23 protein-coding genes, 1 tRNA gene and 5 pseudogenes are annotated in these 26,752 nt (G+C 63.4%); 5 read left to right on the plus strand and 24 right to left on the minus strand.

What is annotated here, in order from left to right:
• From galE to C0617_RS08900, 6 genes are all read right to left on the minus strand, one after another.
• Window positions 1–748: UDP-glucose 4-epimerase GalE (galE, locus tag C0617_RS08875; protein ID WP_291316667.1), on the minus strand; the 748-nt coding region annotated here is incomplete at its 3' end.
• A gap of 489 nt (window positions 749–1,237) precedes the next feature.
• Window positions 1,238–1,314: transfer RNA gene (locus C0617_RS08880), tRNA-Arg, on the minus strand.
• A gap of 66 nt (window positions 1,315–1,380) precedes the next feature.
• On the minus strand, window positions 1,381–2,202 hold the full coding sequence (locus C0617_RS08885; RefSeq protein WP_291316668.1) for a cytochrome C: 822 nt from the start codon (window positions 2,200–2,202) through the stop codon (window positions 1,381–1,383).
• Window positions 2,199–3,299 (minus strand): cytochrome bc complex cytochrome b subunit, encoded by a 1,101-nt coding sequence (locus C0617_RS08890; RefSeq protein WP_291316669.1) that lies wholly within the window; start codon window positions 3,297–3,299, stop codon window positions 2,199–2,201. Before C0617_RS08890 ends, C0617_RS08885 begins: the two co-directional genes overlap by 4 nt.
• Window positions 3,300–3,310: 11 nt before the next feature.
• Window positions 3,311–3,745, minus strand: coding sequence for a ubiquinol-cytochrome c reductase iron-sulfur subunit (locus C0617_RS08895; RefSeq protein ID WP_291316670.1), 435 nt, complete (start codon window positions 3,743–3,745; stop codon window positions 3,311–3,313).
• Between the two features lie 401 nt (window positions 3,746–4,146).
• On the minus strand, window positions 4,147–4,851 hold the full coding sequence (locus tag C0617_RS08900; protein ID WP_291316671.1) for a DUF1573 domain-containing protein: 705 nt from the start codon (window positions 4,849–4,851) through the stop codon (window positions 4,147–4,149).
• A 175-nt stretch (window positions 4,852–5,026) separates the two neighbouring features.
• On the opposite strand from C0617_RS08900, the gene hpt reads away from it, so the two are divergent.
• Both hpt and C0617_RS08910 read left to right on the plus strand, forming a co-directional pair.
• On the plus strand, window positions 5,027–5,554 hold the full coding sequence (gene hpt / locus C0617_RS08905) for a hypoxanthine phosphoribosyltransferase (RefSeq protein WP_291316672.1): 528 nt from the start codon (window positions 5,027–5,029) through the stop codon (window positions 5,552–5,554).
• A gap of 22 nt (window positions 5,555–5,576) precedes the next feature.
• Window positions 5,577–6,947 (plus strand): DUF3426 domain-containing protein, encoded by a 1,371-nt coding sequence (locus C0617_RS08910; protein ID WP_291316673.1) that lies wholly within the window; start codon window positions 5,577–5,579, stop codon window positions 6,945–6,947.
• A gap of 93 nt (window positions 6,948–7,040) precedes the next feature.
• Here C0617_RS08910 and C0617_RS08915 read toward each other — a convergent pair whose 3' ends face one another.
• Together C0617_RS08915 and C0617_RS08920 are read right to left on the minus strand one after the other, a co-directional pair.
• Complete coding sequence (locus C0617_RS08915; RefSeq protein ID WP_291316674.1) at window positions 7,041–7,232, minus strand: twin-arginine translocase TatA/TatE family subunit; 192 nt, start codon at window positions 7,230–7,232, stop codon at window positions 7,041–7,043.
• Window positions 7,233–7,334: 102 nt separating this feature from the next.
• Window positions 7,335–7,505 carry a 4Fe-4S binding protein gene (locus C0617_RS08920; protein ID WP_291316675.1) on the minus strand — a complete coding sequence of 57 codons (171 nt, stop codon included), beginning with the start codon at window positions 7,503–7,505 and terminating at the stop codon, window positions 7,335–7,337.
• A gap of 311 nt (window positions 7,506–7,816) precedes the next feature.
• Here C0617_RS08920 and C0617_RS08925 point away from each other — a divergent pair, with 311 nt between their 5' ends.
• A complete protein-coding gene (locus C0617_RS08925) occupies window positions 7,817–9,082 on the plus strand; it encodes an acetate kinase (RefSeq protein ID WP_291316676.1) in 1,266 nt (421 codons plus the stop codon).
• A gap of 104 nt (window positions 9,083–9,186) precedes the next feature.
• Here the strand turns inward: C0617_RS08925 and pta are convergent, their stop codons facing one another.
• Entirely contained in the window at window positions 9,187–10,188 is a 1,002-nt protein-coding gene (gene pta / locus C0617_RS08930; protein WP_291316677.1) for a phosphate acetyltransferase, read from the minus strand.
• A gap of 337 nt (window positions 10,189–10,525) precedes the next feature.
• On the opposite strand from pta, the gene C0617_RS08935 reads away from it, so the two are divergent.
• The gene (locus C0617_RS08935; RefSeq protein WP_291316678.1) at window positions 10,526–11,284 is read left to right on the plus strand and encodes a TonB family protein; all 759 of its coding nucleotides are present in this window, start codon (window positions 10,526–10,528) and stop codon (window positions 11,282–11,284) included.
• Here C0617_RS08935 and C0617_RS08945 read toward each other — a convergent pair.
• The 15 genes and pseudogenes from C0617_RS08945 to C0617_RS17100 all read right to left on the minus strand — a co-directional run.
• Window positions 11,278–12,078 (minus strand): annotated as a pseudogene (locus tag C0617_RS08945) (aminomethyl-transferring glycine dehydrogenase subunit GcvPB); the annotation flags it as partial. The gene C0617_RS08935 and the pseudogene C0617_RS08945 overlap by 7 nt on opposite strands.
• A 1-nt stretch (window position 12,079) precedes the next feature.
• Window positions 12,080–12,757: pseudogene (locus C0617_RS17085) on the minus strand (aminomethyl-transferring glycine dehydrogenase subunit GcvPB); the annotation flags it as partial.
• A complete protein-coding gene (gene gcvPA / locus C0617_RS08950) occupies window positions 12,754–14,103 on the minus strand; it encodes an aminomethyl-transferring glycine dehydrogenase subunit GcvPA (protein ID WP_291316680.1) in 1,350 nt (449 codons plus the stop codon). The pseudogene C0617_RS17085 and the gene gcvPA, both read right to left, overlap by 4 nt.
• A 135-nt stretch (window positions 14,104–14,238) precedes the next feature.
• A complete protein-coding gene (gene gcvH, locus C0617_RS08955; protein ID WP_291316681.1) occupies window positions 14,239–14,622 on the minus strand; it encodes a glycine cleavage system protein GcvH in 384 nt (127 codons plus the stop codon).
• Window positions 14,623–14,701: 79 nt separating this feature from the next.
• Entirely contained in the window at window positions 14,702–15,808 is a 1,107-nt protein-coding gene (gcvT, locus tag C0617_RS08960; RefSeq protein ID WP_291316682.1) for a glycine cleavage system aminomethyltransferase GcvT, read from the minus strand.
• 71 nt (window positions 15,809–15,879) lie between these two features.
• The gene (locus tag C0617_RS08965) at window positions 15,880–16,734 is read right to left on the minus strand and encodes a methylenetetrahydrofolate reductase (RefSeq protein WP_291316683.1); all 855 of its coding nucleotides are present in this window, start codon (window positions 16,732–16,734) and stop codon (window positions 15,880–15,882) included.
• Between the two features lie 121 nt (window positions 16,735–16,855).
• The gene (locus C0617_RS08970) at window positions 16,856–17,506 is read right to left on the minus strand and encodes a methylenetetrahydrofolate reductase C-terminal domain-containing protein (RefSeq protein ID WP_291316684.1); all 651 of its coding nucleotides are present in this window, start codon (window positions 17,504–17,506) and stop codon (window positions 16,856–16,858) included.
• Between the two features lie 111 nt (window positions 17,507–17,617).
• Window positions 17,618–18,472 (minus strand): bifunctional methylenetetrahydrofolate dehydrogenase/methenyltetrahydrofolate cyclohydrolase FolD, encoded by an 855-nt coding sequence (gene folD, locus C0617_RS08975; protein ID WP_291316685.1) that lies wholly within the window; start codon window positions 18,470–18,472, stop codon window positions 17,618–17,620.
• Window positions 18,473–18,582: 110 nt separating this feature from the next.
• On the minus strand, window positions 18,583–18,840 hold the full coding sequence (locus tag C0617_RS08980; RefSeq protein ID WP_291316686.1) for a zinc ribbon domain-containing protein: 258 nt from the start codon (window positions 18,838–18,840) through the stop codon (window positions 18,583–18,585).
• An 85-nt stretch (window positions 18,841–18,925) separates the two neighbouring features.
• Window positions 18,926–20,614, minus strand: coding sequence for a PAS domain S-box protein (locus C0617_RS08985; protein WP_365889129.1), 1,689 nt, complete (start codon window positions 20,612–20,614; stop codon window positions 18,926–18,928).
• A gap of 192 nt (window positions 20,615–20,806) precedes the next feature.
• Window positions 20,807–20,896 (minus strand): annotated as a pseudogene (locus tag C0617_RS17090) (PAS domain-containing protein); the annotation flags it as partial.
• Window positions 20,897–21,108: 212 nt separating this feature from the next.
• Window positions 21,109–22,410: pseudogene (locus C0617_RS08990) on the minus strand (PocR ligand-binding domain-containing protein); the annotation flags it as partial.
• Between the two features lie 84 nt (window positions 22,411–22,494).
• Complete coding sequence (locus C0617_RS08995) at window positions 22,495–22,737, minus strand: ATP-binding protein (RefSeq protein ID WP_291316688.1); 243 nt, start codon at window positions 22,735–22,737, stop codon at window positions 22,495–22,497.
• A gap of 9 nt (window positions 22,738–22,746) precedes the next feature.
• Complete coding sequence (locus tag C0617_RS17095; protein WP_365889143.1) at window positions 22,747–23,565, minus strand: histidine kinase dimerization/phospho-acceptor domain-containing protein; 819 nt, start codon at window positions 23,563–23,565, stop codon at window positions 22,747–22,749.
• 27 nt (window positions 23,566–23,592) lie between these two features.
• Window positions 23,593–26,097 (minus strand): annotated as a pseudogene (locus C0617_RS17100) (PAS domain S-box protein); the annotation flags it as partial.
• On the opposite strand from C0617_RS17100, the gene C0617_RS09000 reads away from it, so the two are divergent.
• Entirely contained in the window at window positions 26,096–26,719 is a 624-nt protein-coding gene (locus tag C0617_RS09000; protein WP_291316689.1) for a YigZ family protein, read from the plus strand. The pseudogene C0617_RS17100 and the gene C0617_RS09000 overlap by 2 nt on opposite strands.
• The last annotated feature ends 33 nt before the right edge of the window (window positions 26,720–26,752 follow it).

Below are 26,752 nucleotides of genomic sequence, written 5' to 3' on the forward strand. Positions count from 1 at the left end.
CGAGGCGCTCCAGGGCCTTGAGGTGACCGAGGGCCAGGTCGACGACGTGGATGTAGTCCCGCACCCCGGTGCCGTCCGCGGTCGGGTAGTCGTCGCCGAAAACCTGCAGACGCTCGCGACGGCCGATGGCCACCTGGGTGATGAAGGGGAAGAGGTTGCTGGGGATCCCCTGCGGATCTTCCCCGATGCGGCCGCTGGAATGGGCGCCGATGGGATTGAAGTAACGCAGAATCGCGATGCGCCAGGAGGGGTCGGCGACGTGCAGGTCGCGCAGCATCTCCTCGATGAAGAGCTTGGTGCGGCCGTAGGGATTGGTCGCCCCGAGGGGGGCATCCTCCCGAATCGGCAGCGTCTCGGGGTCGCCGTAGACCGTCGCCGAGGAGCTGAATACCAGCTGCCTGACCCCGTGCTCTGCCATCACCTCGCAGAGGGTGGCGGTGCCGGCGATGTTGTTCTGATAGTAGGACAGCGGTTTTTCGACCGACTCGCCGACCGCCTTGAGGCCGGCGAAATGGACGACGGCCTCGGGTCTGTGCTCTGCGAAGACCTGCCTGAGGCCAGCCTTGTCGCAGATATCGACCTTGGCGAAAGCCGGCGCCCGGCCGCAGATTCCGGCCACCCGTTCAAGGGCCACGAGAGAGGAGTTGCTCAGGTTGTCGACCACAACCACCTGATGATCGGCCTCAAGCAACTCAACTACGGTGTGCGATCCGATAAAGCCGGCCCCACCGGTAACCAGTACCCTCATATCGTCCTCCCGTTCCATTGCCCACGTATTTCCCCTTTTCGCGGGCTACATCAATCCCCTTGTGGACCGCGACATGTTTTACGAGGAACCGTCCCAAGAATGCATGCATTCACCGGCATCAGATCGTCACGTCCCTACGGCCCCAGGCAATGCGCATCGAATTTTTTTCCTCCGAACCGGTTCAGCCCAATCGAGCAACGGCGATTACGACACGCCCATGCCCCGGGAAGACCACAACCGACGGAGCCTGACATGGTTAGCAAAAGGGCTCCGAAGCGTCCACCTTAACACTTTTCACCATAGATGACGAAGAATCACTCCCAAAGGTTTCCCGCTTGCTCCTGCACCGGCACCCCTCGCCTCACGGGCGCGGCCAACCATGGCAGCTCTTCCGGAACCACGTCAGCAATCGCCTTTCCCCCCCGAATCCGGCATCGCACCATGACAAAAAAGGGGTCACAGCCATAGCCGCAACCCCTTGATTTTACTTGGCGCGCGATGCAGGATTCGAACCTGCGACCTCTGCCTCCGGAGGGCAGCGCTCTATCCAGCTGAGCTAATCGCGCACGAGTGGAGTTTTATATACCATCGCGAGGGCGAATGCAACCGCAAATTCCCCCTTGCCGAGGCGTCTACTCCAGCCCCTCCTCCTCGGCGTAGGTCTTTCGCAACAGCAGGAAGAGAAAGCCTGCCAATACCAGCAACACAACCCCAATCGCCCCCCACAGCTTGCGCTTGGACAGCTGCGACTCGACAGCATCGACCTCTTCCCCGATCTGCCCCAATTCCGCCTGGAATGCCGACGTCTCGCTGCGGACCTTGTCCACGTCCACGGTGTGGAACAGGCGATGGAACCGGTTGCGCAGGGAGAAGAGCCGGCCCGCCATCTCCTTGGTTCCGATTCCGAGCCGGTGCAGGGACGCCAGGGAGCTGTCCAGCCCCCTGATCATGCCGTCGGTCTCCGCGACGGCCTCCTTAATTTCCTCCGCCCGGCCGTAGGAGTGGCAGCGTGAGCAATCCTCTGAGTTGATCAGGTCGTGGGTCGCCTCGCGTACGTCGTGGTTGCCGTGACAGGATACGCAGTGCGGGCCGCCCCCTCCCAGGGCCTGACCGTGAGCGCTCTGCAGGTAATCCTCCTGGACCCCGACGTGGCACTTGCCGCAAAAGGAGGGAATCTCCTCCTCGGTCGGGACGCCGACAAAGCCCCGCTCGGGGCTCATGGCCATGGCGTAGTCGGTGGGATCGCCCCCGTGACAGCCGTGGCAGGAGATCCCGTTTGCCGCGTGCACGCTGCCTTCCCAGAGGGCCACCGGCTCGCCCAGACGCCCCTGCAACCCGCCGTGACATTGGATGCAGACCGTCTCGGGGCGCGCCTCCGGCGTCTGCCCCCAGGCGCCGGAGGCCAGAGACAAAATCGCGAGCAAGGCTGTCGTTCCCAGGAATAATCCTCTCATGAATAATGCCCCCAGATGGAGATGGCCACGATCAGGAAAATGCCGAGGAAAAAGGCGGTTGTAAACAAAGGCCGGTGTGCGGGCCGCCTTTCGACCCCGCGGTCGAGAAAAGGCAACAGGGCCAGGAAGGTCATCAGCGCCCCCTGGGCCGCCAGCCCCAGGAGCTTGCTGGGAAAGATCTTCAGGGTCTGGTAGGCCCACAGGAAATACCACTCGGGCTTGATGTGCTCGGGGGTACTGAAGGGGTCCGCCGGGTCCAGAGCATCGGCGGGGATAAAGATCTGCGGGGCGAAGAAGGTCACCCCCGCCAGGAGGGCGAGAAAAAACATCACCACCGCCATCTCCTTGGCCGTGTAGTTGGGAAAGAAGGGGATGCCGTCCGGGTGATCTTCGTGGGTGAAGACCGGTCCGCACTGCGCCGGCCGGGCATCCTCGCCGAAGGGAGGCGTCGAGACCCCCGCCCGCCGAACGCAGAAGAGATGAAAACAGATCAGGCCCATCAGCACCAGGGGCAGTCCCATGACGTGGAGGGCGAAAAAACGGCCCAGGGTCGGGGCCCCGACCGAGGGCGCCCCGCGCAGCAGGGTCACCAGCTTTTCCCCGACCAGGGGCACCGCGCCGGCAGCGTCGGTGGCGACGGTGGTGGCCCAGAAGGAGAGCTGGCTCCAGGGCAGCAGATACCCGGTGAGGCAAAGGAAAAGAGCCAGGTTGAACAGGATGAACCCCGAGAGCCAGGTCAACTCCCGGGGCCTCTTGTAGCTGCCCATAAAGAGCACCGAGAGCATGTGCAGCAGAAGCACCACGACGATCAGGTTGGAGCCCACCACGTGGAGGTAGCGAATCAACCAGCCGAAGGGGACCTCGTTCATGATCCTCTCCACGCTGGCGAAGGCCCTCTCGGTGTCGGGTACATAGTAGACCAGCAGCAGAATCCCGGTCAGGAACTGCAGGGCGAAGAGGGAGAGAAGAACGGCCCCGAGGGCATACCAGGCATTCACGTTGCGCGGCAGCCGGTATCCGGTGAAGTTGGACTCCCAGGCAGCTCTCACCCCGAGCCTCACGTCCACCCAGTCGACGATCCATCTCAAAAGCGCCATGCCACCCCCTCCTATCCGATGACCAGGTCCTCTCCCTGCAGGGAGACGGAGAAAGAAGGAAGGGCTGCCGGGGGCGGTCCGCCCAGGACGGTTCCTTCCGCTGAAAACCGCCCGCCATGGCAGGGGCAGAGGAACTCCCCCTTGTCACCCTCCCACTTGACGATACAGCCCAGGTGGGTGCAGACCGCGCTCAATGCGACATACTCTCCCGGACGAGGCTGAAGCAGGACTGCGGGGCGGCCGCGATAATTAAAAAAGTGACTCCCGCCGAAGGGGACCTGGCCCCGGGGAACGCGTACTATGCTGTCCCCGCCGGAATCACTTCGGGGCGAGAGAAAGCGCAGAACCGGCCAACCGGCGAGGGCGGCCAGAGTTGCTCCGACGCCTCCCAGAATCAGGGTCAAAAAAAACCGTCGCTGGGCCGGTGGCACGGTGTTGGACTCCATGAACCCTCCTGCACAAAAGGGAAAAACGTCCCGCCCCGGCACCCAAAAACCGCCTCGACCCGAACGGGACACCACGAAAAACGATCAAACCGCTTAAAATTATAGATGCTTATCACGTTCTTTCAACCCCCCAAAATCGCTTCCCGTGACCCACCGGAGGGGGCATTCATCCACGACTCCTCGAGACGCCTGGCGACACCTAGAAGCCCCGGCTCACTCAGGGGGCAGGATATGCGTAACCGAACAGAGGCTGCAGGCCGGATATCGGCAGGGCGCCAGGAGGGGATTGCCCTGGCGAGGATCGATATCCTCGCCGTATCCCTGAAGGAGGGAACCAACAACGAACCACCTGCGAGGTGGGAACCTGCAGGTGGGGGACGATTGGGAGCGCCGAGGCAGAGCTACTTGCCGGCGGGGGTCCGGGCGAGGGTTGCAAGGATGGGAATCCGCAGTTGCGGGGTGCGGGGGCTGCTGGTCTCCACGATAACGTAGGCGTTCAGACGCGGCTGGCCATCCCGCGGAACAACACGGACAACGATCTGGGCACTCTCCCCGGGGGCCAGTTTGCCGGTGGAGAGTTCAGCACGCACGTTGGGCGCCGTTGCCCTCACCGAAGACAGGGTCACCACGTCTTCCCCCTTATTGGCGAGGGTGATCCGGGCCTCCTTCTCCGTTCCTGCGGGAAGGGCCCCGAACTGGAGCCTTCTCGGTTTCTGAACGATTTCGGCCTGGACCTGCCCGCGCAGGTGAAACTGAGCCACGTTCTGGAGGGGATCGTCCGAATAAAGATAAACGGTCTTGGCCACCTGGCCGTGAAACCGAGTGGTGTCAAACGTGGTCTTGATCTCCCCCGCCTCGCCGGGCGCGATGAGGGTCGCCGACAGCAGGGCCGCCGTACAGCCGCAGGAACTGCGGACCCGGTCGATGTTCAGGGGGGCATCGCCCTCGTTTCGGAAAGAGAAGGTGTGCTCTACCTTCTCTCCGGCATAGACGCGGCCGAAGTCGAAATCGGAAAGTTCCGCGACGAGCCTAGGAGCGCCGGCCCGGGCCGGCCCGGCCCCCAGGGCCAGGGAGAGAAGCAGCAGTGAACCAAGTATGTACCTCATGGCAAGGTCTTCCTTTCTCGCTCGTTTCCGCGGTGCCTTTCAGGCGCAGGTTGAAAAAAATAGTAGCACACTCTAACCATGTCCAGCCAGCGGTTTGTGGCCGATCCATTGGAATGAATTGACACATGTTCCTCAAATTGCTATAGAATACCTACTCTTTTCAGCGGAGAAGTCCATGCCCAAACCAGCCATGAAAGTCCTTTATTCTCGGGAATTTATCGCCGAGCAGGTCGAGCGCCTGGGAAAAGAGATCAGTCGGGACTACCACGGCCGCGAGATCCTGCTGGCCGGAGTCCTGAAAGGGTCGTTTCTTTTCTTCGCCGACCTGGTCCGGGCCATCTCATCGCCGGTTGTGGTCGATTTCGTCCGCCTGGCCAGCTACGGGTCCGAAACCCGCTCTTCGGGGATCGTGGAGATGCGCAAGGACCTGGAGATCCCCCTCCAGGGGCGGGATGTAATCATCGTTGAGGACATCATCGACAGCGGCAACACCCTCGAGTATCTCTACCACCATCTTCTGCAGCGCAAACCCCGGTCGCTCAAAATATGCACCCTCATCGACAAGCGAGCCCTCCGTGAGGTGCCCATAGAGGCGGACTACGTCGGAATCACCATGGACGAAGGCTTCATCATCGGCTATGGACTCGATCATGATGAGCGCTACCGCAACCTCCCGGACATCCACCTTCTGCAGGAGGGCTGAGCGGCCCCAAGGGAAATTACACATGGTTATTCAGTGCCCCGATTGCCAGACGCGCTTCAACGTGGCCGACAGCAAAATCAAACCGGGCGGCGCCAAGCTCCGTTGCTCGCGCTGCCAGCATGTGTTCCGGGTCATGCCGCCGGCAGCCCCCGAGACGCCGGCAGCCCCCGCCCCGACCCAACCCTCCCCGGGCGGCGAGGCCTTTTTCCCGCCGTCCGGCGAAGAGGAATCCGCCGCCCGAGTGGACCCCTTCGCAGAAGAACCACTCCCGCCCGAACTTGGCATGGCCGAGGACAGCCCCCCCCCTGTGCCGACCGCGGAGCCAGAGCTTCCCGAGGAGCCCGAGCAGGAGCCGGCCGACCAGCCAGACGGATGGTCCTGGCCTGGTTCATCGGACGAGGTGGAGGACGCCTTCGGGGGCGGCTTTGACACGCCGGCGCTATCCTCCGGCGGCGAACCGTTCTCTGGGGACGAGGACAGCGGGGAACGGTCGGATGGATTCGACGACCTCGGAGCCCTCGCCGGGCCCGGTGAAAAGGAACCCGAACCATTCTCCGGGGAAACCGATGAATTCACCTGGGACGAGTCGGATGAATCCGGCTTCCCCGTGGAATTCGATTTCAACGAGGGGAAGGAGGCGGAAACCGCCGCTGACGATTTCGGCCAGTCCCCGGACCCAATCCAGGAGCAGGTGACTCCGGCCGAACCGGCCGGCGGCGGGGATGCCCTGGCCCTCGAACTGGACCAGCTTCCCCCCTCCGCCAATCTCGACCCCCCCCTTGACGATCTCTCCGATGAGGAGGGCGGCCTCAAGGCGAAGCCCCTGCCGATACCGCCCCCCCCAAAAAGGCGCAGTCCCTTCTGGGTCCTGACTTTTTTCCTTCTGGCCCTCCTGGCGGCTCTCGTCGGGGTGGTCGGCTACTTCCTCTGGAAAGGGGAAACCCCCTCCATCGAATCGCTGCTGTCTCAATTCAGCAGCCGGCAACAGGCTCCCGAGGCGGGCAAAGTCAAGCTCACCGACCTGACCGGGTTCTTCGTCGAGAACCGGGAAATCGGCCGAATGTTCGTGATCAAGGGGATGGCGGTCAATGAGTACCCGGAAACGCGCTCTGCCATCGCGGTCAAGGGAATCCTTTTTGACCGCGACGACAACCCCCTCCTTCAGCAAACCGCCTTCTGCGGCAACCCCCTCGACAACGAAAGCCTGCGCAACCTCCCCTTCGCCACCATCGAGGAGCACATGAACAACCAGTTCGGAGACACTCTCTCCAACCTGAATGTCGCCTCTGGCAAGGCCCTCCCCTTCGCCATCGTATTCAGGAACCTGCCCCCCGACCTGAGCGAATTCACCGCCGAGGTGGTCGACTCGCGCCCCGGCACCGAACAGGAATAGCCCTCTCTCCGCAAGAAGACCGCCGAAAACAGAAATGCCGCACTCGATCGGGTGCGGCATTGGCGTATGGTCCGGCAAAAAGGTGCGTAAGAGCTACTTCGGGTCCTCTTTCTTCTCCTCCGGTTCGGGGGTGATGTCGATTTCATCAGACTCCTGAGCGGCTTTCTTGAAACTGCGGAGCCCCTTGCCCAGCGCCCCGCCGATCTCGGGGAGCTTTCCCGCCCCGAAAATAATCATAACCAGGGCAAGTATGATGATCAGTTCCGTGGAACCCAGTCCAAACATCTCCGCCTCCTTCTCCTCCCTGGAGAAAAGCCCCCGAAGGGGGTCGAAAACCCTCCCGCTAAAAGCCGGGGACGGCCCCTGAAGGGCCGCCCCCGAGAGTCACTAGGGAGCGTCAATGGCATCGACGGGGCAGGTATCGACGCAGGCGCCGCAGTCGGTGCAGGTCGCCGCATCGATCACCCGGACATCCCCCTGCTCGCTGATCGCGTCGACGGGGCAGGCAGGCTCACAGGCGCCGCAGTTAATGCACTCTTCGTTGATGGTGTAGGCCATGGCAATCTCCTCCTTCGGTTTAGAACGTTTATTATTCCTTTGAACGGGACCAAACAATCGCATGAAATTATGTCACATCGAGCCCCCGAGTGTCCACCGCAAAGCCTCCCCGTGAGCACAAAAAACCTTGCTTTTTCCCAAGGCTTCCTATAGTCTTTTATAACGTTTTTCCCATTCCTTTTCTCCCAAGGTCAAGGGGTTGGCTCTTGCAGGGCCTCTTGACGGGGAAACTTGGGAGGATTCCAAAACAGCATTCTGCACGTGGGCTCGTGCCCATCTGGCATCAACGAAACGGAGGAGGCATTTCTTCAATGGACATCCTTGCATTGAACTGTGGAAGTTCGTCTGTCAAATATCAGCTTTTCGACTGGGACAAAAAAGAGGTCATCGCCAAAGGGATGGTGGAACGCGTCACCGTCGGCGACTCCTTCATCATTCACGAGGTTCCCGGACAGGAAACCTACCGCGAAGAATATGAGTGCCCTGACCACAAGGTGGCCATCCACCTGATTATCAAGACCCTCACCGACAAGGTCCACGGGGTGGTTGACAACATGGGACAGATCTCAGCGGTCGGCCACCGGGTGGTCCACGGCGGAGAGAAGTTCACATGCTCGGTCCTCATCGACGAAACGGTCCTTGATGCCATCAAGGAGGTCCAGCACCTCGCCCCCCTGCACAACCCGCCCAACATCGCCGGCATCGAGGCGGCCCAGGCCAATCTTCCCGACGTGCCCCATGTGGCCATCTTCGACACGGCCTTCCACCAGTCGATGCCCGAGCATGCCTACACCTATCCCCTGCCCTACGAGTGGTATGAGAAGTACGGGGTGCGCCGCTACGGGTTCCACGGCACCAGCCACCTCTACGTCTCCAAGCGGGCCTCGGTACTGCTGGGCAAGGCCCCCAAGGACTGCAACATCATCACCATGCACATCGGCAACGGCGTCTCCCACTCGGCCATCAAGGGCGGAGTCTCCGTGGACACCTCCATGGGCTTGACCCCCCTCGAGGGGGCGGTCATGGGAACCCGCTGCGGCGACATCGACCCGGCCATCCCCATGTTCATCCAGCAGCAGGAGAACCTCTCCGCCAAGGAGATCGACTCCATTCTGAACAAAAAGGCCGGGGTGCTCGGCATCACCGGAAAGTACACCGACCGCCGCGACGTGAGCGAGGGAGCCGAGGCCGGCGACGAGCGCTGCGCCCTGGCTCTGGAGATCGAGGCCTATCGCCTGAAGAAATACATCGGCTCCTACGCCGCGGCGATCGGCGGCGTCGATGCCGTCGTCTTTACCGCCGGAGTCGGGGAGATGGGCTGGATGATCCGGGAGAAGACCCTGGAGGGCCTGGAGTTCATGGGGATAAAGCTTGACAGGGAGAAGAACCGCAACACCATGACCCGCAAGAAGGAGAGCGAGATCACCGTCCCCGACTCCCCCGTAAAGGTCTATGTCATCCCTACCGACGAGGAACTGGTCTTCACCGAGGACGTAGTCGCCATTCTCGAAGACACCTACAAGGACCACATGCAGTTCAGCTACTCCTTTGCCGGAAAAGACTTCCAGCGCTCCTGACCATCCCGAGCCTGAACCGGACCGACAAAAAGGCCGGCGGAAATTCCGCCGGCCTTTTCTTTATCCATTATGCCTGTTTGATGTGACCGAATCCGGCCGAAAATCTAGCCTTGGGCCTGCACCGCGGTGATCGCCGAAACGCTGATGATATCCTCCACGGAGCACCCGCGGGAGAGGTCGTTGACGGGCTTGGCCAGTCCCTGGACAATGGGACCGACGGCCTCGGCTCCGGCGAGGCGCTCCACCAGCTTGTAGCCGATGTTGCCGGCGTCCAGGTCAGGGAAGACAATGGTGTTGGCCTTGCCGGCCACTGCAGAGTCGGGAGCCTTCTTGGCGCCGACCTTGGGAACCAGGGCGGCGTCGGCCTGCAGTTCGCCGTCGATCTGCAGGGCGGGGTCCAGCTCCTTGGCGATAGCCAGAGCCTTGAGAACCTTGTCGGCGTCTTCGTGCTTGGCGCTGCCCTTGGTAGAGAAAGAGAGCATGGCCACCCGCGCGTCCACCCCGAGAAAGCTCTTGCAGCTCCGGGCGGTGCTGACCGCGATCTCGGCCAGGGCCTGGGCATCGGGATTGGGGTTGACGGCGCAGTCGGCGAAACAGAGCACGCCGTTCTCGCCGAATTCGGGAGTCTTGGTGACCATGAGGAAGACCGACGAGACGGTCCTCATGCCCGGGGCGGTGCCGATGACCTGGAAGGCGGCCCGCAGAACGTCGCCGGTGGTGTTGAAGGCCACGGCAACAGCGCCGCCGGCGTCCCCCTTGCGCACCATCATGGCCCCGTAAAACAGGTTGTCCTCTCCGGTCAGAAGCTTTCGGGCCTCGTCCCGACTCAGGCCCTTCTTCTTGCGGATCTCGACCAATTCGTCGACATATTGCTCGAGCTTGGGGGACGCCGCCGGATCGAGCAGAGTCACCCCTTCGAGCGAGGCCCCCAGTTCCTTAGCCTTGCCGGTCAGTGCGTCGGGACTGCCGAGCAGCACCACATCGGCCAGCCCGTCCTGAACAATCTGCCCGGCCGCCTGAACCATGCGGTCGTCGTACCCTTCCGGCAACACAACAGTCTGTTTAGACTGACGGGCCTTCGCCTTGATCTGTCCCACTAAATCCATTGCAATCTCCTCCTCCAAAACAGGGTTTGAATTAAGGTCTCCCTTTATAGCCGAAGCCCCGGGATGGGTCAACCCCTTTTGCCGCACATGCCAAGCTTAACGGGTGTTTAGCAAGGTGCAAGCGGAAAGATGGCTGGCCCTTTCACCTCCGTCTCGGGTATAATGTCTGCTTAACGACCGGAGAACCCGAATCGAACGGGAGCACGCCCTGAAACAGCGACACAGCTATCATCTTGCGGGTTTCGTCACCCTCTCCCTCCTGTTCCACCTGCTGGTCATCTACCTGGCGCCGGACCTGAGCCTCTTCCCCGCTGCGCCCCCCCAGAAGCCGGTTTACGTGGAGATACGTCCCCCTGCCCCCCCCCGGGCCGTCGAACGGGAACTCGACCTGCCCCCGGCGCCCGAACAGGAGACTCCGAGGCAGTCCCCCGCCAAACGCCTTGGGGCCGCCGACCAGGTGGTGAAACGAGAAACCGCTCCCAAGGGGGACGCCCCTGAAGACCGCCGCCCCGCGGCCAACATTCCGCCGACCCCCAAACCGGCACAGCCCGCACGGGCCGAACCCGAGAAAACCACCGAGCAAAGGGAGCCCCTGCGCCGCCCCGGCGACGCTCCCGTCCCTGTCGAACCCGCCCCCCTGCGGCCACAGCCCCCCGCAACCGCCTTGCCCGACCTGCAGGCCCTTCTCACCCTGCCCCAAACCACGGTGGCCCGCCTCGAGAATCAGTGGCGCAGCAAATACCGGCAGGACGTCGAGGAGGGGGACGCCGTCTGGCTGGACACGGAAAAGGACATCCTGCTCTCTTTTTTCCGGCGCCTTCGCACCAACATCTACAACGTCTGGAACTATCCGCGCCGGGCTTCAGAGAGACAGGAGGAGGGGACCTGCCTGCTCAAGATCACCGTCCGGCGGGACGGCAGCCTCAGTGAGGTGATTGTGATGGAGAGCTCCGGATACCGAGATCTCGACGAGGAGGCGGTGGAGGCGGTGCGCAAAGGCGCCCCCTTCGGACGCCTGCCGCGCGCCTACTCGAAAGAAACCCTGAGCATATTCGCCTTTTTCCAGTACAACCTGATGCGCCGGGCCATCTACTGATCCCCTGCCCCACCCCTTTCCTGCCAGCGCAGTCGCGGCCGGCGCGCCGCGGCCGTCTCGTCCATCCGCCCTACCCGGGTGCGCACCGGCGCCTGCCGCAGCAGTTCCGGCTTCTCCTTCGCCTCCTCGGCGATGGCCAGCATCGCCTCGCAGAACTAGTCGATCACCTCCTGACTTTCGGTCTCGGTCGGCTCGACCATGATCGCCCCCTTGACCACCAGGGGAAAATAGACCGTCGGCGGATGATACCCGTAGTCGATGAGCCGCTTGGCCACGTCAAGGGTGTGGCAGTCGTTGGGCAGGTCGCGCTCGGAGAAGACCACCTCGTGCAGCGAACGCTCCTTGTAGGGCAGGTGATAGACCCCCTCCAGCCGGGCGCGGATGTAATTGGCGTTGAGCACCGCCATCTCGCTGGCGTGCTTGAGCCCCTCGCCCCCCATGGTCCTGATATAGGCGTAGGCCCGCAGGATAATGCCGAAGTTGCCGTGGAATGCGCGCAGCCTGCCGATGCTCCGCGGGCGGTCGAAATCGAGGCGAAAGCCCTCGCCGTCCCGAACCACCACGGGGACCGGCAGATAGGGCGCCAACTCCGTCGTCACCCCGACGGGCCCAGACCCGGGACCGCCGCCGCCGTGGGGGGTGGAGAAGGTCTTGTGCAGATTGAAGTGCATGACGTCGATCCCCATATCCCCGGGACGGGCGATCCCCATCAGGGCGTTGAGGTTGGCGCCGTCGCAGTAGACCAGCCCCCCCTTGCCGTGGACGATGTCGCAGACCTCCTTGATCTCGGATTCNTTCGAACAGGCCGAGGGTGTTGGGGTTTGTGACCATGAGGCCGGCCACGTTCTCGTCCATCAACTCGGCGACGACCGCCGCCTTCACCACGCCGTCGGAAGGGACGGGAACCACCTCATAGCCGCACAGGGCAGCTGTCGCAGGGTTGGTGCCGTGGGCGGTATCGGGAATCAGCACCTTTGTGCGGGGATTGCCCCGGGCTTCGTGCCATGCACGGATCACCAACATGCCGCAGAGTTCTCCGTGGGCACCGGCGGCGGGCTGCAGAGTGACCTCAGGCAGCCCGGAAATCTCCGCAAGCTCCTCCTGCAGGGCGTGCATCAAGGCCAGCGCCCCCTGGCTATGGTGGCCGGGGGCCAGGGGATGGACCCCGGCCATGCCGGGAATGCGGGCGGCGGCCTCGTTGACCTTGGGATTGTACTTCATGGTGCAGCTGCCCAGAGGGTAGAAGCCCGAATCGACGCCGTAATTCCAGGTCGACAGCCGGGTGAAGTGACGCACCACGTCGACCTCGGAGAGTTCGGGGAACCCCGGAACCTCCTCCCGGGTCAGCCCGAAAGGGAGTCTCGCCTCGGGAACGTCAAGCGCAGGGAGGCTGTAGCCCCTGCGGCCGGGGTCAGAATGTTCGAACATCAGCTTCTCGTTGAGGACCAGTCCGCTCGTTCCGACGCTGCTCATTGTTCACCTCCGGCCAGGGCCGCCACCAGGGCGTCGATCTCCTCCCGGCCGTTCTGCTCGGTGACGCAGACCAGGAAACGGTTGGACATGTCGGGGAAGTAACGGCCCAGGGGGATGCCGCCGAGGATCTTCTGCCCCTCCAGGCGCCCCAGCAGTGCGCCGGCGTCCTGCCGGGCCTCGACCACGAACTCGTTGAAGGTCGGGGCCGAGAAGGGGACCGAAAAGCCCTCCAGGGCGGCGATGGCGCTCTTGGCGTACTCGGCCTTGGAGAGGTTCTGAACCGCCACCTCGCGGATGCCGGACTTGCCCATCAGCGCCAGGTAGACCGTGGCCATCAGGGCGCAGAGCCCCTCGTTGGAGCAGATGTTGGAGGTGGCCTTCTCGCGCCGGATATGCTGCTCGCGGGTGGCCAGGGTCAGCACGAACCCGCGCCGGCCCTCCTTGTCGAGTGTCTCGCCGACGAGCCGTCCCGGCATGGTGCGCACGTCCTTCTGGCGAGCGGCGAAGAAGCCGAGGTACGGGCCGCCGAAGGCGACCGGCATGCCGAAGCTCTGCCCCTCGCCGGCGACGATGTCGGCGCCGAGTTCGCCGGGGGACTTGAGCAACCCCAGGGCGATCGGCTCCTGCACCGCAGCCACCAGCCGCGCACCGACCCCGTGGGCCGCCTCCGCCAGCACGGCGAGGTCCTCTACCGCGCCGAAGAAGTTGGGATAGCCGACCACCACCGCGGCGCTCTCCCCGTCCAGCAGCGGCGCGAGGGCCGCCGGATCGGTGCGGCCGTCGGGCGCAAAGGGAACCGTCACGAGCTCCACGTCCAGGTAGCGGCAGTAAGTGGCGACGGTCTCCCGGTACTCGGGGTGCAGCGCGGCGGAGAGGATCACCCGCTTGCGGCGGGTCGCCCGGGCGGCCATCAGCACCGCCTCGGCGCAGGCCGAGGCGCCGTCATACATGGAGGCGTTCGCCACATCCATGCCGGTCAACTGGCAGACCAGGGTCTGGTACTCGAAGATCGCCTGGAGGGTCCCCTGGCTGATTTCCGGCTGGTAGGGGGTGTAGGCGGTGTAGAATTCGCTGCGGGAGATGATCTGGTCGACCACCGCGGGGATGAAATGGTTGTAGGCGCCTCCGCCAAGGAAGCTGCGGTGGGTCTCGGCGGTGGCGTTCAGGGCAGCCAGGCCCCGCAGATCCCTCAGAAGTTCGCTCTCGGAGAGGGGGCGGGACAGGTTCAGGGGCCGCTGCAGGCGCACCGACCGGGGGATTTCCTCGAAAAGATCCTCGAGGGAACCGACCACGATCACCTCCAGCATCTGGCGAACGTCCTCCTCGGTGTGGGGAATGTAGCGCATAAACTGCCTCCTGGATTTCCCCGGCGGAACAAAGACAAAAGCCCGCCGGTCCGTTCCGGGCCGCCGGGCTTTCATCATCCCGCAAGAGGAATCGTTTCTCTGGGACAGGCCCCCGCCGGTTCGGGCAGCCGGCGGCTACTCTTCCTCGAGGAAGGCCTGATAGGCCTCGGCGTCCATCAGGTCCTCGACCTCGCCCGGATCGGTCACCTTGATCTTGATCATCCACCCGTCCTCGTACGGGGAGGTATTGATCAGCTCAGGGGTGTCCGTAAGTTCCTCGTTGATCTCCACCACCTCCCCGGAAAGGGGAGCATAGATGTCGGAAACGGCTTTGACAGACTCCACCACCCCGAAGGCCTTGCCGGCCTCGAGCACAACCCCGACCTCGGGCAGTTCCACGAAGACCACATCCCCAAGGGCGTCCTGGGCGTAATCGGTGATCCCCACCGCCACCAGGTCGTCCTCGGGGAGAACCCACTCATGCTCCTCGGTGTACTTCAAATCCTCGGGAAATTCCATGGCCATCCTCCTTCGAAAAAATCTCCATTGCCCGGCCCCAGTCTCCCCTGGTGCCGCTCCAGCCTGATCAACAGTTCCGTCATTGAACCTTTCGCGTCTCCACGAAAGGGGTCTTCGTCACCCGGGCCGCCACCCGGCGACTGCGGATGCCGATCTGCAGAGACGTCCCCTCGGCGCCATAGCCCGCCTGCACCAGGGCCAGGCCGACGCCCACCCGCAGGATCGGACTCATGGTGCCGCTGGTCACCACCCCGACCTCCTTCCCCCCGGCCATGACCGGGTATCCGGCGCGGGGCACCCCCGGCTCGGTCAAGACAAACCCCACCAGCTGCCGCGGCAGCCCCTCCTGCTTCATGCGCAGCAGGGCCTCGCGACCGATGAACGAGGGCTTGTCGAGGCGGGTGATCCAGCCGAGCCTCGCCTCGAGGGGGGAGATCTGGGAGGAGAGCTCGTGGCCGTAGAGAGGGTAAGCCATTTCCAGGCGCAGGGTGTCCCGGGCTCCCAGCCCGGCAGGCACCAGGCCTTCAGCGGTGCCGGCCTCGAGCAGAGCGCTCCACAGCGTCTCTGCAGCTTCGGGGGCGAGGTAGAGTTCAAACCCGTCCTCGCCGGTATACCCGGTTCGCGAGATGATGCAGGGCTCACCGGCCAGCAGCCCTTCGCAGAAATGGTAATAGGTGACTCGGGCCAGGTCGGTATCGGTCAGGCGGGAAAGGATTGTCTCGCTGGCCGGCCCCTGCAGGGCGATTTGGGCGAAGTTTTCGCTGACATTGCGAAGCGACAGGGGAGGGAAATCCCCCTCCTCAAGCACCTCTTCCATCCAGGCGAAATCGATTTCCGCATTAGAGGCGTTGACGCAGAGCAGGTAATGCTCGGCACCGAATCGGTAGACGGTGAGATCGTCGATGGTCCCGCCGTGGGGATGGCACATGGCGCTGTACTGGACCTGGCCGTTGGCCAGCTTCGAGACGTCGTTGACGGTGAGTTCCTGGAGAAAAGCCAGGGCGCCGGCCCCTGCGACCTCGATCTCGCCCATGTGGGAGACGTCGAACAGACCGGCGGCATTGCGCACCGCCAGATGCTCCTCGATGACCCCCCGGTACTGCACCGGCATCTCCCAGCCCCCGAATTCGACCAGGCGCGCACCGAGCTTTTTGTGAACCTCGTGCAAGGGGGTCTTCTTGAGCATGGTTTCGCCCTCCCTAACAAGCCGCTACTGGGTTATTTACCGTCCGGCCAAAAGAAAAGGGTGCAGGCCGGTCAGCCGAGTATCTCGGGGATCCGCTCCTCGTGCCCGAGGGTCATGAGATGGACCCCCTGACAGTGCTCCCGGGCATGCCCGACCATCTCCCGGGCGATGGCCACCCCCTCGTCGAGGGGACGGGCCGCTCCCTCCAGGCGTGCGATCAGGCTCTCGGGCACCCTCACGCCGGGGATATGCTCGTTGAGAAAGCGGGCCATTCTGGCGCTCTTGAGCAGCAGCACCCCGAGGAGGATGGGCGTCCCGAGGGGCCGAGCCTCGTCCATGAACTGCTCCAACCGGGCCGGTTCGTAGACCGCCTGGGTCTGGAAAAAGCGCGCCCCCGACTCCACCTTTTTGCTGAACTTCTGAAACATCAGCTCGAAGGGCTCCGCCTCGGGGGTCACGGCCGCTCCGGCGAAGAAGGCGGGAGATCCGGCCAGGGACTTGCCGGCCATGTCCTGCCCCCCGGAGAGGCCGTTCACGACCTGCAGCAGCTGGACCGAATCGAGATCGAAGACCGCCTTCGCCCCGGGATGGTCCCCGAAGCGCACATGGTCTCCAGAAAGAAGCAACAGGTTCTCCACCCCGAGGGCCGCAGCCCCGAGCAGGTCCGACTGCAGGGCCAGACGGTTGCGGTCCCGGCAGGTCAGCTGCAGGATCGGCTCGATCCCCTCGCGTACCAGCAGGGCCGCCACGGCCAGGGGGGTCATGCGCATATTGGCCCCCTGGTTGTCGGTGACGTTGACCGCCGTCACCCCGTTCAGGGCGCGGGCGCCAGCCAGGGCGCCGGAGACATCGGTCCCCTTGGGCGGAGCGATCTCGGCCGTGACCACGAACTCTCCGGAGTCGAGCTGTTGCTGGAGTTTGGACATAAAAACCGAAACCGTTTGTCAGTCGTCAGTCGTCAGTTGGTCAACGGCCGGTCAAAGGACAAGCCGAGGTCGTTGGCGGAAAGCCGGAAGCCGGAGCCCTTCAGCTACAATTTGCCCCTCGTCACTTGTTCCCGATCTTGTGCCGGCCCGGCTTGCCCACCTTGCCCCAGTTCTTGGCGGAAACGGCGCGGGCGAAAACCCCCTTGCGCCCCTGCTTCTTGAGCCGCTCGAAGATCGTGTGCCAGGCGCAGTCGAGATTGCGGTCGGCCTCGCACTTGCCGTCTTCCATCCCTCCGCAGGGACCGTTGAGAAGCCCCTTGGCGCAGTTGGTCACCGGGCAGATGCCGGCGGTTTCATTGAGGATGCACTCCCCGCACAGGGAGCATTTCTCCTCGTAATGGCCGAACCGGCGGATGTTGCCGAGAAATAGCGTATTGAGGGCGCCGATGACCCGCTTGTCGGTGTTGCTCGAGACGGCCTGGACTCCGGCGCCGCAGGCCAGCACCAGTAGCGCCTCGGCCTCCTCCACCGGCAATTTGTGATGGCGCAGGTCGCGGGCGGCGCGCATGATGTGGCAGGCCTCCTCGATGACCACGCTGCCGGTCACCTCTTTGCCGAGCGAGGCGAGCCACTCCTGCATCTGGAAGACTTCCTCCTCGCCGCCGGACTTGCAGGCCGTGGCGCAGGCCGCGCAGCCCACCAGGAAGAGGCGGGTCTTTCCTTCGAGGGCCTTGAGAAGCTCTTCCCTGCTTTTCTGTTCGCTGATGATCATCGGCTCTGGCAGTCGCGGCGAACCGCGGCGCTTGGCATCCTGGGGCCGCCCGCCAGGACGGCTCGTAAAAAAGCAAACGCCCGGGCATGTCCCGGGCGCTGCTGGCGTATCCTACTTGCTGGCGTCGCGGCGCTTGGCGCCCTCCACCGTGTTGTAGAGGAGCATGGTGATGGTCATCGGACCGACCCCGCCGGGAACCGGGGTAATGGCGCTGGCCCGCTGCCGGGCGGCCTCGAATTCGACGTCCCCGACCAGCTTCTTCTCGCCGACCCGGTTGACGCCCACGTCGATGACAACGGCCCCCTCCTTGATCCAGTCGCCCTTGACCATCTCGGGCCGCCCCACCGCGGCGATGACCACGTCGGCCCGCCGCACCGTATCGGCCAGCCCCTTGGTGCGGGAGTGGCAGAGGGTCACCGTGGCGTGCTTGGCCAGACACATCAGGGCCACGGGCTTGCCCACGATGTTGGAGCGGCCCACCACCACGACTTCCTTTCCGGTCAGGTCAACCCCCGAATATTCCAGCATCTTCATGATCCCGTAGGGCGTGCAGGGCTGGAAAAGGGGGTTTCCTGTGACGAGTCGGCCGACGTTGTAGGGGTGAAAGCCGTCCACGTCCTTGGCCGGAGAGATCGCCTCGAGCACCTTGGCCTCGTCGATGTGCTCCGGCAGGGGCAGCTGCACCAGGATGCCGTCGATGCGTTCGTTGCTGTTGAGCTCGTCGATAAGGGACAGGAGCTGGGCCTCGCTGGTCTCGGCCGGCAGCTTGTGCTCGTCCGAATAGATGCCGGCCTGGGCGCAGGCCTTCTCCTTCATGGAGACGTAAACCCGGCTGGCCGGGTCCTCCCCCACCAGCACCACCGCCAGGCCGGGGGTGGTGCCCCGGGCCGTTAGCTGGGCTACATCATCCGCAATGGTCTGCCTCATCCGGGCCGCTATGGCCTTGCCGTCGATAATCTTTTCCACTGCTTACATCCTCCTTGCAGGTGAATTTAAACTATACGAAACCACCCCGACCTTGTAAAGAAGAGAAAGGGCAAAACAAAAAGCCCCGGTCTTTGCGACCGGGGCCCTTGCTATTCGTTGGCCGCCTTGGGGCAGCCGGCGCAGCCTCCCTGGGCGCCTCCCGGGGAGCTGCAGGCAGCGGGCTTTGCGCCCTCTGCATACCCCTGCTGGTACCACCCGCCCCCCTTGAGGGAGAAGGCCGTCTGGGAAATCAGCTTTTTTACCGCTCCGCCGCAGGAGCCGCATTCGGACAGCGGCGCATCGGAAAATTTCTGCCGGGCCTCGAAAACCAGGCCGCAGGCCTGACACTCGTATTCGTACATGGGCATGGGACAAACCTCCTGATCGAAAATTCGGCCTTAATCTAATGACTTCCTCTCTTTTTGTCAAGAGGAAGACGGAAAAAGGCCGATCTCACGCCAGAGGAAGGCTGAATGTCACCTTTGTCCCCTTGCCCGGCTCGCTTTCGACACGGATGGTTCCCCCGTGAGCGTCGATGATGCTCTTGGCGATGGCCATGCCCAGGCCGAGTCCCGCCACCGCCGTCGTGGAGGCGTCGACGCGGTAGAACTTGTCGAAGACCCTGGCGACCCCCTCGGACGTCATGCCGATCCCTTCGTCCCTGACGGTGACCTGATAGCGCCCCTTCAGCACCTGCCCCTTCACCCGGATCTCCCCCCCGTCAGGGGAGAACTTGACCGCATTGCTGATCAGGTTGTCCAGCACCTGCTCCAGCTTTTTCTGATCGGCCACCAGGGTCACCGGCTCCTCGGGCAGGACGAGTTCGAAGCGGTGACGACTGGAGAGTTTGCGATAGGGATCGACCACCTTTCCAAGGAGCGCCCCGATCTCGCAGGGCCCCGGGGAGAGGGAGAGTACCTTGCCCGCCTGCACCCGGCTGAGGTCGAGCAGGTCCTCGATGATGCCGCCCAGCGCCTGCGCCTTGTCATAGACATAGTTCAGGTACTCCCGCCGCTGCTCCTCTCCGGAGATTCCGTATTCCTCGGGGTTGAGCAGCAGTTCGGTGTAGCCGAGCACCGAGGTCAGGGGGGTACGCAGTTCATGGGCCGCGGTGGAGATGAACTCGTTCTTCATCTGGTCGATCTCCCGCTCCCGGGTCACGTCGCGCAGGGTCGTTATGGCTCCGGAAATATTCCCCCCGGCTCCTTTCACCCCCGAACTCCTGGCCTGGATCATCCAGGCCCGGTCGCTCGCAGCATCGGACTGCTCCCACTCCTGTCCCTCTCCGGGGACTTGCCCCCGGAGAATCCCGAGGACCTCCTCGGCCACCCCTTTTGCAGGGATCAGGTCCTGGACCGGCCGGGAGAAGGCCTCGCCGAGGGTGGTACCGAGGAACTTCTCAGCGGCACGGTTCATGAGGACAACCCGCCGATTCAGGTCGGTCACAATGAGACCGTCGGTGACCGACTTCAATATGGCGGCGATCTTTTCGCGGGACACCTCGGCCTCCTGCAGGGCGAACCGCATGGTCATTTCCGCCTGCTTGCGCTCGGTGATGTCGATGAAGGTCACCACCGAGCCGATCCCCTCCCCGTCCTTGAGAATGGGGTACGACCAGTACTCGACGGGGAAGTTCGTCCCATCGGAACGCCAGAGGACCTCCGCGTCCGTGTGCACCCCCCTCCCCTCCTTGAAGGCGAGATAGACCTGGCACTCCTCCTTCGGGTAGAGACTCCCGTCGATGCGGTGGTGATGGATGAGATCATGCATGTTATTGCCGAGCAGTTCGCTCTCGTCCGCATAGCCCAGCATCCGCAGGCAGGACGGGTTCACGAAGGTGCAGTTTCCCGCAGGGTCGAGGCCGTAGATGGCCTCGGCGGTGGAGTCGAGGAGCAAACGCACCTGTTCCTCGCTGTGGCGCAACGCCTCCTCAGCCCGGTGCCGCTTGGTCACGTCCCGGCCGTAGAGGTTGATGTAGCCCCCCTCGCTCACCGGCACCAGGGAGAGGCTGTACCAGCGCTCCCCGAACTGTTCCTCGCATTCCCTCGCCCGGTCCAGGGCCAACGCCTCGCCGAGCCGTTCGCGCCAGTTTTCGTTGACCGGCTCGCCCAACCCCTTCCCCAGGAAGGGCAACAATGCCATCCCCCCCTTGTTGGCGAACAGGAGGGTGCCTTCGGCGCTGACCCGCAAGACCGGGTTGGTGTTTTCCTTGGGGAACCGGGCCAGGCTTTCGATCTGCTCCTTGGCCTCCTTGCGGTCGGAGACGTCGGATATGAACCCCTCCAGCGCGAGGAGCTCGCCGGCCTCCGTGAACACCCCCTGTCCCTGTTCCCAGACCCAGCGGGTCTCCCCCCCTGCGGTTCGGAGCCGGTACTCGATCTGGAACGGCTGTTTCTTCTCCAGGGCGGCCTGGATCTTTCCCAGACATCCACCCGGTCGTCGGGGTGGATGAGGTCGTTATAGGCGAGGGTCCTGTTGCCGACCAGATCCTCGGAAGCATACCCCACCAGGGCGCGGCACCCCTCGCTGACGAACTCCATGGCCCAGTCGCGGTCGTTGCGGCACCGGTAGGCCATGCCCGGCAGGTTGCCCATCAGGGTCGACAGCCGTCTTTCGCTCTCCCGCAGAGCATCTTTCGCCGCCTTGCGCTCGGTGATGTCGGTGATGATGGAGGTGAACCCGAGCAGGGTCCCCGCCTCGTCCCTCTTGTAGTTCCAGTCCACTTGGAGGTCGATGAGACGACCGTCCCTGGTGCTATTACGGGTGAAATAGGGGACGGGCTCAGGCTCCTCCCGAACCAGGTCGGCGAGATATTTCCGCAGGGCGTCCTTGCCTTCGCCTACCTCCTTTTCCCAGATCGCCTCGCCGACGGCCTCTCCGGGCTCATAACCGAACATCCGGTCGTAACCCCGGTTGGTCAAGGTGATGATCCCTTCCGTATCGCATTCCTGGATTCCGTGGGGGATGGCCTCCACCAGCGTGCGAAATCGTCTTTCGCTGTCTCGCAGGGTCTCCTCGGCCCGTTTGCTCTCGGTGATATCGGTTGTTACGGCGAGTCCGCGGACGATCTCCCCTTTTTCGTTCCGCTCCGCGACCGCGGAGAGGAGAACGTCCATGACCTCGTCGTTTTTCTTCACGAACTGGTAGGCCACGTTCTTGACCGATCCGGTCTTCAGGAACTGCGGCAGGGCAACCTCTTCGGCATAGCGACGGGATTCTTCTGTCAAAAACTCCATCGCCTTCCTGCCAAGAACCTCGGAACGCTCGTATCCGAGGGTCTCCAGCCAATAATCGCTGACACTGAGCAGCCGGCCACGGGAATCGATGGTATGAAGCATGACAGGAGTTTTGTTGTAGAGAGTCCGGTACTTCTCCTCGGATTTTTCAAGTTCCTGCTGAACTCGCACTTGCCGAAGCTTCTGCACCCCCATCCCGGTCAGCATGTTCACGAAGCGGGTGTGATAATTGAGAATCGCCTTGACCTTCTCGCGGGAAAAGATCGGGACCTCTCTCAGGTGCTCCAGGTATTGGTCCTCATCGAAACCGTGGCGGCCGGCCTGCTCCCGGAAGTGTTCCTCGTCGGGCGGCTCGTAGAAGAACTGCCCGAGAAAGAGGGTGGCCAGGTGCCGGTCTTCGATGACGATCGGCACCCCGATGTCGATCATGCCGTTCTTGCAGCGGTATTCGACATAACCGCACTCGGGCAGATCCCCGGCGTGCAGATGCTCCTCGATGTAACGATCGCTCTCCCGGCACAGGGCCTCGGTTTCGGGGTGGCGCCGGTGGTAGTCGGTGCAGATCCTCTGCCAGCCGGTGGCGATAAGGATGTTGCCGTCGGGATCGATGATCCCCACGGGGATGCCGCTCGCCTCCCAGAGGCTGGTCATCAACTCCTGGACGGCTTCGACATCGATGATTTCGGAAAAGGTGTAGCCCATATGCCTTTCCTGTTTCGCTTCGGGGAAAAGACTGCGAGTAAAAAAGGCGGCCCGAAAAACCTGGCCGCCTTTTTTACTGCTTCATTATAACGACTCGCCCGGTGGCTGCAACGGCAGTTCGAAGACAAACCGCGACCCCTCGCCCGGCCTGCTTTCGACCTCGATGGCTCCCCCGTGAGACTCGATGATCCCCCGGGTAATGGTCATGCCGAGACCGAGCCCGTTGACGGCCGTGTTGGAGGAGTCGGCTCGGTAGAACTTGTCGAACACCCGCTCGACCTGCTCCGGGGTCATGCCGGCGCCCTCATCCTCGACCCATACCCGCACCCCGGAAGGCTACCGCCGGCAGCCGATCTCGATGGCGCTCCCCTGCTTCGAGAACTTCACCGCATTGCTGAGAAGGTTTTCCATGACCTGGCCGATCTTCCCCCGGTCGAGGGAAAGGGTCAGTGGGGCGTCCGGAAGGAGGGTGCTAAAGCGGTAATGAGTGAATTCCGCCTGGTACTGGCTGACCGCCTGACCGACCACCGTTCCGAGATCGCAGGGCTCCTTTTCCAGGTAGATGACCCGTCCGGATTCCACGCGGCTGAGGTCGAGCAGATCGTCGATGATCTTCTCCAGAACGCCCGATTTTTCGTAAATGATGGAAAGGAAATCGGTCCTCTCCTTTGGGTCGAATCCGGGATTCTGGATCAGCAGTTCGGAAAAACCCTTGACCGAAGTCAGGGGGGTGCGCAGTTCGTGGGCGGCGGTGGAGATGAACTCGCTCTTCATCCGGTCGATCTCCCGCTCCCGGGTCACATCCCGGAAGGTGGTGATCGTTCCGGAGCGCTTTCCATCCATCCCCTGCACCGGCGCCGTCCGGGCCTGGACCACCCGGGAGGGTTTCCCCTGGTCGTCGAACAGATCCCACTCGACCGGCGCCATGCCCTCTTCGCCGTTGAGGGCGGAGGCAACCTGGACTCCGAGGCCCTTGTCGGTGAGAAGGGCCGCAAGGGGCCGATAAATCGCCATGCTCAGGGACACCCCGAACAGCTTTTCGGCGGCCCGGTTCATCAGGACGACCCGCCCGCTCAGGTCGGCAACGACCAGGCCGTCGGCCACCGACTTGAGGATGGCGTCGATCTTGTCCCGGGCGTCCTCGGCCTCGGCCAGGGCCTTGCGGAGACTCTGTTCAGCGCNACTCTGTTCAGCGCGGGTGTGGTCGCTGATATCGCGAATCGACTCGATGGCCCCGACCTGGTTCCCCTCCCGATCGTAAAGGGGCGCCGCGGTTGCCCAAAGGTAAGCCCCCTTGCCTCCAAAGACCGAGGAGACAAAGGTCTCCACAAAATGGGCTTCGCCTCGCTGCTCGACAAAATCGTACTGCCCCTCGATCTCAGGGTCGCTGTTGGTGATCAGGTCGATCAGAATCGGCCGCCGCGTCCCGTAAAATGGTACGGCATAGGCGAAGTCGCCCTGGCCGAGGAGTTCTTCCTTGGAGACTCCGGTCATCTCCTCGATGGCCCGGTTCCAGGCCACGACCCGCCTTTCCCGGTCGATGACGAAGGTCGCGTCTGGCAAAAACTCGACAATGTCGTTCAGCTGCTGGTGGGCCCTCTGAAGTTCTTCCTCGGCCCTCTTGGCGGCGGTGATGTCCATGTGGGTTCCGATGGCCCGGAGGGGGGCGCCCTCCCGGTCGAACTCGACGATCTCCCCCCGGCAAAGGATATGGGCGTAAGAGCCGTCCCTGGCCCGCATGCGGAACTCGCTTCGCAACGCCCCCCCCGTCTCCATGCAGCAGCGGATAGCCGACAGGGCCCGTTCCCGGTCCTCCGGGTGAACCAGGTCGGCCCAGGTCTCGTTGGAGGTGTCCAGTTCCCCGGGCTCGTAGCCGAGCATGGTGAACATGCGGGGGCTGTAAACAGCTTCGTCCGTAGCCAGGTTGCGGTCCCACACCCCGTCGCTGGAGACCTTCAGGGCCAGGGCCAGGCGCTCTTCGCTTTCGTAAAGGATCTGGTCGGCCTGCTGCCGCTCGAGGGCGTTGCCGACGATCTCGCCGACCGTCTTCAGCAGGGCCAGATCCTGCTGCCCCCAGAAGCTTTCGGAGCGGACCGTGTCGATTCCCAGGCTCGCGACGACCCGCCCACCGGCCAGAACGGGAACGGTCACCAGCGATTTGAGGCCGAATCCCCCCCACAGCTCCTTTTCCAGGGCCGCCTCGACCGGCAGGTCGTCTACCCGGGGGACAAAGAGGATCTCCCGGTTCAGGATATGTTCCGCCGCCCAGGGCAGATCCCGCAGCCGAAGCCCCTGTTTCTGGTCTTTTTGCGAGACCATGCCCGGGGCATACCACTCGTGGGTGCAGTCGAAGAACTCGCCGCAGGGCGAATGGCGGAACAGGGAGGCCCGGTCGGCATCGACGAATTCGGCCAACATTTTCAGGGCGTTATCGATTCCCCGGTCGATTTCGACCGGGGCCAGTTCGACGAACCTCGTGGAAATGCTGGCGGTCAGGCGCTCGAAGGCCTCACGGTAGGCCAGTTCCTGCTCGGCCTCCTTGCGGGAGGTGATGTCCTGGACCAGGGCGACGATGTAATCCAGCTTCCCCTCGGCATCGTAGACCGGGGTGGCGGAGGCGTGGCCCCACACGACAGAGCCGTCCTTGCGCAGATAACGCTTTTCGTACTGGATGGAGTCCCGCTTTCCCGATCGGAGTTCGCCGTAGAGGCGGCCGGTCTTCTCGCGGTCCCCGGGGTGGGTCAATGCCTCGATGGATGCCCCGTGGACCTCCTCCTCCGACAGCCCCAGGTAGTCACAAATGAACGGGTTGGCCTCGATGATGACGCCATCGGGGCTGATGATGGTCATGCCGGCGGCTGACGATTGAAAGAAGGTGCGAAACCTCTTGTCCTTCTCCTCCAGGGAGGCCTGGGACTTCAACTCCCGAAGCTTCTGCACCCCCATCTCGGTCAGGAGATTCACGAAACGGGAGTGATAATCAAGAAAGTCCCGCACTTTGCCCTGGGAAAAGATGGGAACCCGGTTCAGGGCCTCCAGGTAGCTCCCCTCGTCGAAGCCGTGCCTCCGGGCCTGCAGGCGGAAGAACTCTTCATCGGGACTCTCGTAAAAGAACTGCCCCAGGAAGAGGGAGGCCAGGTGCTCGCCCTCGATCACGATCGGGACCCCGATGTCGATCATGCCGTTCTTGCACTGGTATTCGACGTAGCCGCATTCGGGCAGCTGGCGGTGGGCGGAGAGGTGCTCGCGGAGATAGGCGTCACTCTCCCTGCAGAGCCTCTCCGTGTCCGGGTGGCGGCGGTGGAAAGCGGTGCAGATGTCCTGCCAGCCGGCGGCGACCAGGACCTCCCCCCCGACATCGACGATCCCGACGGGGATCCCCGAGGCCTGCCACAGGCTGTCCATGAGGGTCTGCAGAGCAGAAATGTCGATGATGTCTGAAAGGCGATAATGCATCTTTGTCACCCTGCGCCCTGGCTTTCGCCGCGCAAAAAACATGAAAAGCCCGAATTGCAGCCCCGCCCCGCCGCTGTCAGAGGGCCAAGGGCCCCTGCAATACACTTCTGGGTTGATTTGTCGCCGAAATTGTCTCATAAATCGAGTTGCCATTCCAATACAAATAAGCCGATGCGGCCCCTGAAATTCGGCATAAACCCGGGTTTTAACAGATGCAGGAAAACATCTCATGACAGCCCCCGACCGCTACCCGATCCCGGCCCGCCAGATCCGCACCGAGATCGAAGTTCGCCGCAGCCGCTTTGTGGCCACCATCTCCCACGCCCCCTCGGAGGCGGAGGCCCGGGCCTTCGTGGCCCGGGTCAAGGCCGAATTCCCGGACGCCAGCCACAACTGCTGGGCCTTTGCTGTGGGGCCTCCCGGCGACACCGGCCACACCGGCATGAGCGACGACGGCGAGCCCCACGGCACGGCGGGGCGCCCCATGCTCACCGCCCTGCTGCACGGCGGCGTGGGGGACATCGGGGCGGTGGTGACCCGGTATTTCGGGGGCGTCAAACTCGGCAAAGGCGGCATGGCCCGGGCCTACACCGAAGCGGTCCTGAAGGCCCTCGCGGAACTTCCCCTGGCGGAGCGGCGCGAGTGGGCCAGGCTCGGCGTCAGCCTCGATTACGGCCACGTCGCCGGGTTCGAAAGGATGCTCCCCTCCTTCGAGGCCAAAATCCTTTCATCGGACTTTGCCTGCAAGGTGGCGTACCGGGTGGAACTCACCAGGGAGAGGGTCCCTGCCTTCACCCGGGAAGTGGCGGACCTGACCGGGGGCAAAGCGGCGTTGAGCGATCAGGACGAATGAAGCCGCTGTCGCCGCAAAAACCATGGCCTTTCC

It is taken from the genome of Desulfuromonas sp. (genome assembly GCF_002868845.1).
In the GTDB taxonomy this organism is placed as follows: domain Bacteria; phylum Desulfobacterota; class Desulfuromonadia; order Desulfuromonadales; family BM501; genus BM501.